At 43.7% G+C, this 11617-nt stretch carries 13 protein-coding genes; 7 read left to right on the top strand and 6 right to left on the bottom strand.

Annotated features, from left to right (window positions below; all coding sequences use genetic code 11):
• Window position 1 precedes the first annotated feature (1 nt).
• The 3 genes from ACY652_RS17880 to ACY652_RS17870 all read left to right on the top strand — a co-directional run bounded on the left by ACY652_RS17880 (window position 2) and on the right by ACY652_RS17870 (window position 4133).
• Window positions 2-2299, top strand: coding sequence for a xanthine dehydrogenase family protein molybdopterin-binding subunit (locus ACY652_RS17880; RefSeq protein WP_462265746.1), 2298 nt, complete (start codon window positions 2-4; stop codon window positions 2297-2299).
• Between the two features lie 646 nt (window positions 2300-2945).
• On the top strand, window positions 2946-3386 hold the full coding sequence (locus tag ACY652_RS17875; protein WP_462265745.1) for a Rho GTPase-activating protein: 441 nt from the start codon (window positions 2946-2948) through the stop codon (window positions 3384-3386).
• 183 nt (window positions 3387-3569) lie between these two features.
• Window positions 3570-4133 (top strand): plasmid pRiA4b ORF-3 family protein, encoded by a 564-nt coding sequence (locus ACY652_RS17870; protein WP_462265744.1) that lies wholly within the window; start codon window positions 3570-3572, stop codon window positions 4131-4133.
• A gap of 439 nt (window positions 4134-4572) precedes the next feature.
• On the opposite strand, the gene ACY652_RS17865 is transcribed toward ACY652_RS17870, so the two are convergent.
• Genes ACY652_RS17865 through ACY652_RS17855 form a run of 3 tightly spaced genes read right to left on the bottom strand, consistent with a single transcriptional unit; the run spans window position 4573 to window position 5156 of the window.
• Window positions 4573-4884, bottom strand: coding sequence for a tyrosine-type recombinase/integrase (locus tag ACY652_RS17865; protein WP_462265743.1), 312 nt, complete (start codon window positions 4882-4884; stop codon window positions 4573-4575).
• Window positions 4865-5074 (bottom strand): phage integrase SAM-like domain-containing protein, encoded by a 210-nt coding sequence (locus ACY652_RS17860; RefSeq protein WP_462265742.1) that lies wholly within the window; start codon window positions 5072-5074, stop codon window positions 4865-4867. Before ACY652_RS17860 ends, ACY652_RS17865 begins: the two co-directional genes overlap by 20 nt.
• Window positions 5040-5156, bottom strand: coding sequence for an Arm DNA-binding domain-containing protein (locus tag ACY652_RS17855; protein ID WP_462265741.1), 117 nt, complete (start codon window positions 5154-5156; stop codon window positions 5040-5042). Before ACY652_RS17855 ends, ACY652_RS17860 begins: the two co-directional genes overlap by 35 nt.
• Before the next feature lie 490 nt (window positions 5157-5646).
• Here ACY652_RS17855 and ACY652_RS17850 point away from each other — a divergent pair, with 490 nt between their 5' ends.
• The 3 genes from ACY652_RS17850 to ACY652_RS17840 all read left to right on the top strand — a co-directional run bounded on the left by ACY652_RS17850 (window position 5647) and on the right by ACY652_RS17840 (window position 8703).
• Entirely contained in the window at window positions 5647-7017 is a 1371-nt protein-coding gene (locus ACY652_RS17850; protein ID WP_462265740.1) for a site-specific integrase, read from the top strand.
• Window positions 7017-7865 (top strand): hypothetical protein, encoded by an 849-nt coding sequence (locus tag ACY652_RS17845; protein WP_462265739.1) that lies wholly within the window; start codon window positions 7017-7019, stop codon window positions 7863-7865. The genes ACY652_RS17850 and ACY652_RS17845 overlap by 1 nt, the downstream gene beginning before the upstream one ends.
• 397 nt (window positions 7866-8262) lie before the next feature.
• Window positions 8263-8703 (top strand): helix-turn-helix domain-containing protein, encoded by a 441-nt coding sequence (locus ACY652_RS17840; protein WP_462265738.1) that lies wholly within the window; start codon window positions 8263-8265, stop codon window positions 8701-8703.
• A gap of 248 nt (window positions 8704-8951) precedes the next feature.
• On the opposite strand, the gene ACY652_RS17835 is transcribed toward ACY652_RS17840, so the two are convergent.
• Both ACY652_RS17835 and ACY652_RS17830 read right to left on the bottom strand, forming a co-directional pair.
• Window positions 8952-9491: a hypothetical protein gene (locus tag ACY652_RS17835; RefSeq protein WP_462265737.1), complete on the bottom strand. Its 540-nt coding sequence runs from the start codon at window positions 9489-9491 to the stop codon at window positions 8952-8954.
• Window positions 9472-10740 carry an ATP-binding protein gene (locus ACY652_RS17830; protein ID WP_462265736.1) on the bottom strand — a complete coding sequence of 423 codons (1269 nt, stop codon included), beginning with the start codon at window positions 10738-10740 and terminating at the stop codon, window positions 9472-9474. Before ACY652_RS17830 ends, ACY652_RS17835 begins: the two co-directional genes overlap by 20 nt.
• Window positions 10741-10994: 254 nt before the next feature.
• Here ACY652_RS17830 and ACY652_RS17825 point away from each other — a divergent pair, with 254 nt between their 5' ends.
• The gene (locus tag ACY652_RS17825) at window positions 10995-11240 is read left to right on the top strand and encodes a hypothetical protein (protein WP_462265735.1); all 246 of its coding nucleotides are present in this window, start codon (window positions 10995-10997) and stop codon (window positions 11238-11240) included.
• A 28-nt stretch (window positions 11241-11268) separates the two neighbouring features.
• Here the strand turns inward: ACY652_RS17825 and ACY652_RS17820 are convergent, their stop codons facing one another.
• On the bottom strand, window positions 11269-11616 hold the full coding sequence (locus ACY652_RS17820) for a hypothetical protein (RefSeq protein ID WP_462265734.1): 348 nt from the start codon (window positions 11614-11616) through the stop codon (window positions 11269-11271).
• Between the last annotated feature and the right edge of the window lies 1 nt (window position 11617).

Genomic DNA, 11617 nt, shown 5'->3' with positions numbered 1-11617 from the left:
AATGAGTATCTTTTTAAAAATCATGGAAACGGTGGTGCAGTTTGTACCCGACCAGAAACCGGACCAACTGATACAGAAAACCAATTATGTGGGCAGGCCCATAGACCGGGTAGACGGCCAGTTGAAGGTGACAGGCGAAGCCAAGTTTACTGCCGAATATGCGCTGGAGAACATCTGCTACGCGGCGTTGGCCTATAGCAGCGTTGCCAAAGGAAAACTTAAAACGCTGCATACAGAGGCGGCCCGGCAGTCTGAAGGCGTTATCAGCGTTATCACTCATGAGAACACTTCCAAAGCCAAAAAGCCCATTCTGCTTGATCCGAGCGGTGAAAGCCGGGGTACTGCCGCCATGGACATTACAATATTGCAGGATGAGCATATTTACTGGAACGGCCAGCCTATTGCTGTGGTTGTTGCAGACACACAGGAACAGGCCGAACAAGCAGCTGCACTGATTACGGCAGAATACGAGGCGCAAGAAGCTAAGCTTTCTTTTAATAAGGAAAAAGAAGATGCCAAAACACCGCCCAGGGTAATGACCGAGCCAACGAAAGTGGATATAGGCAACGCGGAAAAAGCATTGAAAATGGCAGCCTGTACCACAGACCAGCTCTACCATACCCCAAGGTACAATCACAATGCCATAGAGCCTCATGCCACTATCGCCGCTTTTAAGGATGACGGCAACCTGGTTATTTTCGATACCACCCAGATGCTGTATGGCGTGAAGCGGACCATTGCTGATATGTACAAGCTGGAACCGGAGAAAGTACAGGTGATTGCACCTTTTGTGGGCGGCGGCTTTGGCGGCAAAGGTTCGGTATGGTTTCATACGATGGTGTGCGTAATGGCAGCCGAACAAACCGGCAGGCCGGTCAAACTGGCATTATCGCGCGAGGGTGTGTTCCGGCTGGTTGGCGGGCGTACCCCGTCGGAACAGCGGGTAGCCATCGGGGCTGATGAAAACGGCAAGTTTGTATCCCTGATTCATACCGGTGTTACCGCCACAACAGAACATAATGACTTTCCGGAACAGTTCTCCTTTCCGGCACGGCATTTATATGCCGCAGAGAACATTTACATTACCCAAAAAATAACCTACCTGAATACGGTAGCCAACACCTTTATGCGGGCGCCCGGTGAATCCATTGGTACGTTTGCGCTGGAATCGGCGATGGATGAACTGGCGCACCGGATGAATATGGATCCGGTAGAATTACGGGCATTGAATGAGCCGAAGGAAGACCCGGTTAAGAAAACCCCTTTTTCTTCACGCCATCTTACTGAAGCATACCGGCGTGGCGCTGAAGCGTTTGGCTGGAAACATCAACTGCCCGAATTGCAAAGGGATGGCGAATGGCTGATCGGTCAGGGTGTGGCTACAGCTTATTATCCTTATTACCGTTTTCCGGCCACAGTCAGGATGGCTTTATATGCTGATGGAACAGCCGTAGTAAAGGCGGCAGCTCATGAGATGGGTATGGGAACAGCCACCGTACAACTGCAACATGCAGCTGACCGGCTGGGACTGGATATTGAAAAAGTTTCTTTTGAGTATGGCGATTCCAATTTGCCGGAAGCTTCTTTTGCTGGTGGTTCTAACCAAACTGCCAGCATAGCCGCCGGCATTGCAGCCACAGCAGAAAAATTATTGAAAAGCCTTTTCGATGAAGCGTTAAAACATAAAGATTTTGCACTACATGATTTGGACTTTGAAGAAACGGAGGTTAGGGATGGCGGTATCTACAGTAGAAAAGACCCGGCAAAGGGGGCATCTTACCAGCTGCTATTCCAGCTTGCAGGTAAAGCTTACCTGCAAGCAGAGGCTTCCAGCAGCGCTCCATTGGAGCTGCAAAAGTACTCCATGGGCTCATATGGTGCGCAGTTTGCAGAGGTACGGGTAAATAAAATTACAGGCGAGGTGCGTATATCGCGCTGGGTAGCTTCTTTTGATTCGGGCCGGGTAATCAACCCCAAAACAGCAGTTAGTCAGTTTCGGGGCGGCATTATTATGGGCATCGGTATGGCACTCACCGAGGAGACTTTTTTTGACGAGCGTACGGGCCGGATCATGAATCCGTCTTTAGCTGAGTACCATGTGCCGGTCCATGCGGATGTGCCGCATATTGAAGTGCTGTTCAATGACATTCCTGATGAACATACCCCACTGGGCGGGCACGGCATTGGTGAAATCGGTATTACCGGTACAGCAGCCGCCATTGCCAACGCTGTATTCAACGCTACAGGTAAGCGCATCAGGAGCCTTCCGATTACTTTAGATAAAATTTTAGAAGAATAGCCGGGCAGCTAACTGGTTTTCTGCAGTGCGCTATAATGTGATAATTTTGCTGTATAACTCTATATATAGATTGTGATTTGCTTCATTCTTTGAATTTCAAAGAAATACTATTTAGCTTAGAAGACTGTTTAAAAATGATCTTAAAGAAATGTTATAATAAGATTTACGGTCAATCCAGGCGGCTTAAGACAGGCATTATTTGCAAAGTACGGTCAGAATTGTACATTAAACTTCTGCATAATACCCTATAACATTCTTAAATTAGCGTTTTTAGACAGTCTCTTACACAAAGAAACCGTTTACGGCCGCATCAGGCAGTTTGAGGAAGTACCTTTATTACCTCGGTTCAGCCGGTTGGCGGACGTGGTAAACCTTCATGTAAAAGCACAGCTGATTAATTATTTAGGCCAGTTTGATGGAGATATGAAAATTGCATTCAATAGCAAAAATTTGCAAAGCTTTAAAGAGCAGGCAGGCTTTGATAAGGTGGTTGTATACTGGCATGAGCAGATAACTGAATACCAATTTTAAGGCTGCCGATGTTGCCTATATTGTAGACAAAGCAGTAAAAGCAAAAGTGCAGGTTCATTTAGCGCAGTATGGTGGGAATTCAAAATTTACTTTTAACGTTGAAAACCCGGTTTGGATGAATCCCGAAAAAGGTATTCAGATAAAAACAGTGCGATGCTTTACCGGCTATACAGACCTGCAAGCCCTGCACAAAAACGAATATGGCGAGCCTGTTGATTTTGTGTCTACTCGTAACAACCACCATAGGGCTATTTACCGTGATAAAAAAGGTAAACTGCACGATAGCACGGTAACCTTTTGGGATGCTGTAGAACGGCGCAGGGCCGGGTTGCCTGTTATTGTAACTGAACCTGGTAAATATTTTGAATGGGGTACCGATGATCAGAAACTGTTGAACGGCCTGCCCCAGCCTGATTGGCAATATATTACCTTATTACAGCAGGATGAGCTGTTTGCGTTTGGTATAACATTAGAAGATTTAGAAGATGCTATTAATAGCCGCAATTGTGCACTCATTAGCAAACACTTATACCGGGTGCAAAAGATGTCTAAATAATCCTCAGGCCCGGTAGATTTATAGTTCAGGCACCACCTGGAAACTAAATTAGATGACAGCAGTACGGCGCAGGAGTTGAAAAAGTTTTTAATATTAGCAGCTTGCCTGCCTTCAATGGCATCAAAGTAAGAATAGATAATACTGGAAAAATAACATTAATCGAGCAAAAAGCTTCAACAAATTATGCCTTATCAATTTAAAATACAGCTTCAAGGCTTACAGAAACCGCCCGTATGGCGAAGGTTGACCGTGCCTGAAAATATCAGCTTTGATTCATTTCATCAGTTCATACAAGCCGCGTTTGGTTGGGAGGATGCACACTTATACCAATTTTCGGAGCAAGGCTATGGCTCAAGGCCTTTATATCGCACTCCTGATAGCAATTTTGATGATGAAATTATTAGGGATAGTCACATTCATCAAATTAACGAAATATTCTCTACTGTCGGCCAAACTTACATTTACATTTATGATTTTGGCGATAATTGGTATCACCGGATTGTACTTGAAAGCATTGTAGATGAAGTTAGAAACAAACCAATCTGTACAGGTGGCAAGGGCGCTTGTCCGCCTGAAGACTGCGGAGGCGTACCTGGGTATTACCATTTGTTAAATGTTCTGGATAATCCTAACCATCCGGAGCATAAATCTGTAAAGCAATGGTTGGGTTTATCCAAAAATCAAATTTGGGATGTGAATGCATTTGATGTCAAAGCGGTTAACGAAAGGATTGCTTCGGTTTTTTGATGAGCAATAAACAAGTCTATACCGATGCAGCCGCTTCTTTATTCCGATACACTACATTCCTTTCAGCCGCTGTTTTACCTGTACAAGAGTTGAAGTTTGCCTATGCTCACAATACACCCGCTGCCATTACTTAGAAGCTATAAAAATGGTACTACACCCCTGCAACAAGTTAGTGCCGCAGCAAAGCCGTCAAGGGCATGTGATTTGCGCTGCGGTTGATTTGTTTTTCAGTGGTCAGCATCTTTCTTGGCAGCTTTGCGCTGAGGGCGATTGTTTACACAGCATAATGCCTGAGCGTGTGCAGATTTTTAGCTATACGGCAAACCAAGCAACATAAAAAAAATTTCATAATTCGCGTGTGTAAGTCGGATGGTTAAAGCTACCTGTCAAAAGCAAACACACCGGCCTGCATATAATCTACAGGCCGGTGTTGAGCTAATCAAACCATTATATTCTTCTGCAAAGCCATCATATCCTCACTCACCTTAATATCCAATATCATTGTATAGTGCTGCGTCGTTTTAATATTGGTATATTCAAACATTTTCGATACACTTTCAATGGGAACGCCATTTAAAAGCGTTACCGTTGTGGCAAATGTATGCCGGGTAATGTGAGAGGTCAGGTTTTTGACAACACCAAATAGGTCAGCAATTTTCAGGAAAATAACGCGTCCCTGCTCCAAACGTTCACTTACAAACGTTTTGGAAGCCATAATGTCAATTTCATCTTTAGTTAAAAATACGCTCAACCTTTTTTAACTTTATTTTGAAATACAGGAATCGGTAAGTAGGGATCCAGCCACTGGCTAAGTAGATGCGCACAACTTTGCCAAAGTTCTTAATGTACTTCATGGCCGAGTTGTTATTCCATTTACGCGCCGACCGCAAGTAAAATTTAAATTCGCTAAAAAAATGACGGTTCCCCACCTGCTGATGCATTCCATTTGGCAGGGTCAATACTTTGGCCGGTTGCAATCTCTTCACGCTGGCCGTTTACGGTGATGCGCTTGTAAACAGGCACATTTACATCTTATGAGTTTTTTGGCTTTTTCTAATGGAAAATCAAACTGTAATTCTTTATCATAAAATTGCTCTTGAAATGTTAAGCAAATGTAAATCTGCAGCCAATGATGTACAAAATGTTCTGCTTTCTAACAGGACGACAATTACTGTGTTGTAAGAAATTCGGTCAATAGCTGCTGTCAAAAAGCATACTCACCAGTTTACTCACCTTTTTGACGAGATTTTGTGAGTATTTTGGCCTTTTCGAAAAAAAGCCCTGCGTACGTGGCGTATGCAGGGCTTTAGTGTGTTTTGGTAATGTAACAAGTGGAGCCGGAGGGATTGGGATTATGACCCTTAACTATATACAGCTTTACATACATAGCTATTTAACAGTTAGTTAGCATATCAAGGCAATTAGTTAAGACCAGCTTTAACCACTTGTGTAAAGAAATTTAGCCCCACAAATAGCCCCACAAAATTGTCTTTGAAAGCCATTTTTTGTAAGTTTGAAGCATTATTTAGCAGGCAAACCTATGGGCTTAACCATACGATTCGAACTTAGAAAAGATACCGCCAATAAGAAAGGTGAACACCCGGTCACCTTGATTGTACGGGTCGCTTCACAGCGGCGTAAACTGGCAACCGGCATCACCGTCATTCCCGAGCTATGGGACAACCATACGCAGCGGATTCAGCTGATGACGGGCAAACTTCAAAAGGAGTTGATAAAATGCTATGCCGGCGCAGAACTGCCGGAGAATGCCGACATTAAACGAAGCAACCTGGCATTGGACGAACTTACCGCAGGTATTGAAGCGGTTGCCGCGAGGTTTGAACTGGATGGGACAACCTACAGCGCCGATATGCTGCTGGACCAGCATAAAGTTAACACCTCACCTAAGACCAAGAAAACAGAACCCAGTAACTTGGTTTTTGACTTTATCGAAAAGTACATTGCCATCCACGAACCCAGCCGGGAAAAAGGAAGCATGGGTGTATACAAATCACTCAAACGGCATCTGGAAGCCTACCAAAAGCATACCCGGACGAAAGTGAGGTTCTCCGAAATGGACTATGCTTTCTTCCAATCTTTCCAGAACTTCCTCATCAAGTACCGGGAGATTAATAACGTAACCATTGCTAAACAGCTGAGCACTCTGAAAACCTTTTTGGGATACGCCCTGAAGAATGGCATCAAGGTCGCAGACGGTTACAAGGACTTTACCATCAAAAGGCAAAAGCTGGAAGTAATCGCCTTGACCAATGCAGAGTTTCTAAGATTGCTGGCATTGGATTTGGAAGGCAGTAAGCGGCTTGCCCAGGTACGGGACGTATTCTGCTTCAGCTGTGCAACTGGCTTTAGGTATTCAGACCTGGAACAGTTACAGAGAGCACACATCGTATCGGGCGAAATTAGGATTACGGTCAAAAAAACAAAAGAGCCGCTTATTGTACCGCTCAACGGGTATTCTTTAGCTATTTTACAAAAGTACGCAGATAAGCAGAGGCCCTTGCCGATGATCGCGAACACTAACTTTAACAAATACATTAAGGAGGTATGTGAACTGGCAGGCATTGATGAACCTACCGAAATCATCCGGTACAACGGCCCTGTTAAGATTGCCAACATGTACCCGAAGTATGAGTTAGTCAGCGCGCACACCGGGCGCAAAACGTTTGCCACGCTGTCGCTCGAAAAAGGCATACCGGCGGAAACGGTAATGGGTATCACCGGCCATACCGACTACAAAAGCTTTCAGCGGTACATCAAGGTTACCGAAGAGCGCAAGCGTAATGAAATGCACAAAGCCTGGGGTACGCCGGAGGTGATAGCGCAAACCTCTGTCCAACGTTATATCGAAGGGATAGAAGTGTAATGGTAAAGCAGCTTAGTTATAATATTTCGTTATCCCGTTACCAGCTTCATGAATATCTGGCGCTTTATGATGAGCATACGGGTGTGGAAAGAATACTGTTCTACCGCTTGGGCTGGTCCGTGTTTTTTGGCAATAGCAAATCGTTTAACCAGTTTGCGTCCTTTTTGAACAGCCGGATACGCCTTAAGAATTACCTTTTCAGCATTCCCTTTTATTTTTTAATATCGATTATTATTGCATTGCTAATCGTGTTCAACCACCAGATAAATTGGGTGGCTATCGTTTTCGGTTTGGGATTTAGTTTGGCACTGCTGTGGATCAGGTATTACCTGCTGAGCCGGGCGGAAAACAACGGCCTGCAAACCAAAGAGTTTCTGACGTTCATCGACCCTGAAAAGAAAAAGGGCAACTTCTTTTACTTTGAAAGCCTGGACATCAATGATTACGAATCGGCTAAAGTATTATACCAGCAGTTACTCCGGAAAGAAGACATACCGGTATTTGCACCGGAGGTTAATGCTGAAATGGACAAGACCATTAAGCTGCTGGCGCTTGACTTTCTGCTCGGTGCGCCTGGTGCTATGCAAGAATGGGTCAATAAGTTACAGGCCAGTTCAGACAGCAAGCTAAGCAAAGCTGGTATTTACAAAGTGTTGGGTAAAATACTTGGCGCATCCAGTGACAACGTCAAGGCGATGATCGAAAAGGATCTACTGACCATCAGAAGTACAGAACCATCGTCGCCGAGGGCAAAACAGTTGCTGGCTGTGAAAAACATCTTTGTTGATGCAAACCTGCCACTGGTTGCAAACGAAGTGGATAAGGTTGTCAAAGAAAACCGGCCATGAACGATCCTCCTGAATACAACCCATAATTAATCTTATTTAAAGAGCTAAAGCTTCATTAAGTAGATGTTTGCAAGGCATATATGGGGTGTGTTTTCCGGCGGTTAGTGTTTTCTTTATAATCCTAACCGACCCTGTCATTTACAAAATACTAAAAGTTATCATGCCGCCCATATCCAACCAAATGCCTATTGCCGCTGTTAAACACATTACCGCCAAAATCCACAACTTGGGATTATAGGGTTTGAAAACGGAGGGGAGGTTTTTAATCACAGGCAAACCGTCGATCCAAAGGCTTGCTGGAAAATACGCTGATATTGACCACCTGATTCCGGCGCGAAGGCAATTAGCAAACTATATGAAAAATCGCTGATTTTTTACTCAAAAAGAATCAAGCTTCATGCTGAAGCAACGCATCTTACGGGCATACATGCGTTGCCTTGTTTGCGTTTATGCAAGCCAAACCGGAAAAAAGGTGCCTGTTTCTTACCCTGCAAACCCAGGTACGATAGGCGAACACTTGAAGAGGAAACGAATGGACTCAAAGCTGTTACAAAAAGATGTAGCAAAGATATTGGGAGTCCCTGAAGATTGCATCACAAACTGGGAAAAAAGCAGGAGTATTCCTCAGATACAATTCCTGCCACTTATCATTCAGTTTTTAGGTTACCTGCCGTTTAGCTTTGATCAAACGACACTGTCAGGTAAACTGAAAGCCTACAGGCACCTGAAATGGATCAGAAAAAAAAGCTGTGAAGAATATTGTGTGTTGACGGGGCCACCATTAGCAACTGGGAACAAGGGAAAAGTCAGCCTTATAAGCGAACCTTGTAAAAGATAAATACACTTTTTAATGAGGTTTGATCAATGTCAATTAGCTTTGACAAGTCAGATTCATAGCTCAATTGGTAAAATGAGATAGGACTTTAAAGCCAAGTGGTAAAACATATAAAATGACCGTCAATACCTCTGTATGCTTCAACTGAGGCAATAAATTGCCGAAATATGGACAAGAACTAGTAGCTCCAAAGGTGATCAACGCTCCTATTTAAACTTTGCCGACAGCTCTTAAAATGCGGCTAATGTTAGTCAGATGGTGATCTCGCGCATCACATTCATTTTCAGCCCGGTATTTATCCCTTTAAAGTTTAGACTTTCGGTTTCATCCATAAAACGCTGCATCTGATTAGTGTGATTAGCATTTGAACGTGGACGTAAACTATTGCAAACAAAAGCATTGACATCATCGAACTGATCAAGCGAGTGTTGGGCAGCAAAAAGCCGGATGGTATTGATTAACTGACCTGTAGACTTGGAAAGCCAGCCTGACCCCTCACGCTCTTTAAGTTCTATGAAGGAAATATTATTCCGATGATGTAACATCCCCTCACAATTGCTTTCCCAAGTATTATCATTCGGGGGTGCTTTGTATACCCGAACATTCACGTCATTATCGATCCCGTAAAAATGAGCGATAATCTGATCGGGATTATGAACAATACCTATCCATTTTTCCGGTTCTTCTTCCATGATATAGGCAGGGTTCTTCGCCGGATCTGGATCATCATAAAGCCCAAATTCCAAATGGTCAGACTGGGTGTGATGGGCATCAAAGTAATTTCCCGGCATATCTTTCAATGTCTAAAAGCTTGGAAAATTGCTGATTGGAATATTCAAGGCTTAGGTTAAGGTAGTTCTCATCATTGGGAAGCCCATTATAATCCGGCAGCTCCAAAATGGTCCCGTTCTCGTCGATCTCGTAAATGATCAGTTGCCCAGGTGCTAATGTAGCGTCAAAGGGAACGATCGCATTGATCTTACGGCCTGCTTCCGCTGCCATTTTAATATCTATCTTTTCGTGAAGAAGCCCTGCTTTGACACAAAGTGTAAGAAAATTGATGATATAAGGACTATGCGTGGTCATGATCAGCCTGCTATCCCTGCTCCAGCTATTCATTTCGATCAGACTGGAAAGGATTGACCATTGTGACTGTGGAAAAAGATTTTGCTCCGGTTCCTCCACAATATTTATAAACGCGGTTTTCTTGAATTGGTAAGAGACAGCGGAAAGCGCCAACCGCCTTTGCTCTTCATTAAGATCAGGATTTGCGTAGATCTCTCGGACGGCATTTTGGAACCGGGACGATTCATCACTATTCATATTCTCCTGTGAATCGTTTCCCCTGACCTGATTCGCCAAGAACCAAGACACAAGGTACAGGGGAACTATGGATTGAAAGCCGCTGGATGCTTTGTCAAGGGTTACCTGGTAATCAGTTCCTTTAATAAAAACAAGGTTGAGATCTTCATTGTAGGAAAGCTTCGTTGCATTGATCGGCAACTCTATCGGGTTGAGGATTTTGCTTTTTGCCCTTCGCATCTCTGTTAATAACTCCACTAATGGAGCAGATGCCAAACGCAGTAACTTAGGATCTTCGATTGTGCTGATAAAATTTCGTTCAGAAGGAACGTACATGATCTGCGGAAGTGAATATCGTTTAGATTTTCGTTCCTCTATGCGAAGCCGTCTCGGTGTATAGGTGATCTTATACGAATCGCCGTGGTATTCCAGAACAGGCACATTTACAGGTGCAAGCGGATCTCCCATTCTAGAATATTCCGGCAAATACTGACTGATCTTATGATACTCCAGATAGGACATGATACGGTCTTTTCCCTCGAAATATTCTTTGCCATAATCACCCCGGGTAAGGGCCTTTTCGATCCATGTAAAAGTTGAGATCAGCTTGGCAACTGTACTCTTACCTGTTCCCTGGTTGCCGATGAAAAGGGTAACTTTCCTGATTTCGAGCCAGCCGTCATTTGCAAGGCAGCCATCCTTGATAGGACCGAAATTCTTAATTCTGATTTTACTCATTGAAGAACAAAATATTTATGCAAATTAGCCCTGTTAAGCCGATCGACTGAAATTCAAAGATAGCCAAATTATGCTGCAAGGTCAATATATTCAATAGGGCTTACAGCGGAATCAGGTGGTCAATATCAGCGGATTCTCTAGATATACCTCTATTTGAACCTGACCTTAATACCGAAATAGACAAAACTATCAAGCTGCTTGCACTTGATTTCCTTTTGTGTGCCCCAGGTGCAACGCAGGAATGGGTCAACAAGTTGCAGGCCAATTCAGACAGTAAGCTAAGCAAAGCTGGCATTTACAAAGTGTTGGGTAAAATACTTGGCGCATCCAGTGACAATGTAAAAGCGATGATTGAAAAGGATCTGTTGACCATCACGAGTACGGAACCATCTTCTCAGAGGGCAAAACAGTTGCTGGCTGTGAAAAATACTTTTGCCGATGCAAACCTGCCGTTGGTTGCAAATGAAGTGGGTAAGATTATAAAGGAAAATCGGCCATAACTAATCCCGTTAAAATAACGTTAGCGTGTTACGAAAGATTAAAATAGGCCTGACCTCTTTCAGTAACTGTCAAAGAAGGCCATACATCACTTCCATAACTGCCGACAGTCAAGTAGCGCATAATGATTAAGTCCCAAACGGCTTCGCGTACCCGGGAAACATCTATTTCATTTAAGGTTGGAGTATAGCTGATGTCTGATGCCGCGGAAAATCCGATTTGGAACTTGACGATATGATTAGCTATCCGGCTTTTTATAGTACCAAAATCTATTGAACCGGAAACTCCCTTTAAAACGGTTTTCAAGATTTGGAACAATTCCTCTGAACTCAGTGTTAGCTGAGGTAATTCTGGTTCGTATCTGTGTTGTCTCATCATG

The organism is Mucilaginibacter sp. (assembly GCF_965200995.1).
Lineage (GTDB): Bacteria > Bacteroidota > Bacteroidia > Sphingobacteriales > Sphingobacteriaceae > Mucilaginibacter.
The sequence above is the reverse complement of the archived record's forward strand: the minus strand, read 5'-3'. Positions and strand labels throughout refer to the sequence as shown.

Bases quoted from the DNA above. Each gene is read 5' to 3' on its own strand.
- ACY652_RS17880 (WP_462265746.1), top strand. From the start codon at position 2: ATGAGTATCTTTTTAAAAATCATGGAAACGGTGGTGCAGTTTGTACCC.
- ACY652_RS17875 (WP_462265745.1), top strand. From the start codon at position 2,946: ATGAATCCCGAAAAAGGTATTCAGATAAAAACAGTGCGATGCTTTACC.
- ACY652_RS17870 (WP_462265744.1), top strand. From the start codon at position 3,570: ATGCCTTATCAATTTAAAATACAGCTTCAAGGCTTACAGAAACCGCCC.
- ACY652_RS17860 (WP_462265742.1), bottom strand. From the start codon at position 5,074: ATGCATCAGCAGGTGGGGAACCGTCATTTTTTTAGCGAATTTAAATTT.
- ACY652_RS17845 (WP_462265739.1), top strand. From the start codon at position 7,017: ATGGTAAAGCAGCTTAGTTATAATATTTCGTTATCCCGTTACCAGCTT.
- ACY652_RS17840 (WP_462265738.1), top strand. From the start codon at position 8,263: ATGCTGAAGCAACGCATCTTACGGGCATACATGCGTTGCCTTGTTTGC.
- ACY652_RS17835 (WP_462265737.1), bottom strand. From the start codon at position 9,491: ATGCCGGGAAATTACTTTGATGCCCATCACACCCAGTCTGACCATTTG.
- ACY652_RS17830 (WP_462265736.1), bottom strand. From the start codon at position 10,740: ATGAGTAAAATCAGAATTAAGAATTTCGGTCCTATCAAGGATGGCTGC.
- ACY652_RS17820 (WP_462265734.1), bottom strand. From the start codon at position 11,616: ATGATGAGACAACACAGATACGAACCAGAATTACCTCAGCTAACACTG.